This window comes from Bacillus sp. SIMBA_031 (genome assembly GCF_046535225.1).
In the GTDB taxonomy this organism is placed as follows: domain Bacteria; phylum Bacillota; class Bacilli; order Bacillales; family Bacillaceae; genus Bacillus; species Bacillus velezensis.
On sequence record NZ_JAWRXC010000728.1, the window covers coordinates 1 to 232 of the forward strand.

At 60.8% G+C, this 232-nt stretch carries 1 protein-coding gene; it reads right to left on the bottom strand.

Going from position 1 to position 232, the window contains the following annotated elements; all coding sequences use genetic code 11:
* Positions 1 to 232, bottom strand: a 232-nt coding sequence (locus SB724_RS21995; protein WP_410573222.1) for a DUF3375 family protein, incomplete at both ends; no start/stop codon positions are given.

Here is a 232-nt window from a genome sequence, read left to right on the forward strand (position 1 = left end):
GCTGGCAGCAAGGTCAAGGATGTTGCCCGCGGCTTCAACAGCCTCGTCATCATCCAACAGGCCATCGAACTCACCGGAGCTGATGTCCTCCACCAACTGTTGGCGTTCCTGGATTTCCTCTTCGAGGGCTTCCAGGCGGGCGCTTTGGTCCGGGTTGGTTTCGTTAGCGAGCTTCTCCACGTCACCGAGGAGCGTGCCCAGGCGCGAACCGTTCAGCGTTGAGCGGTCGCTT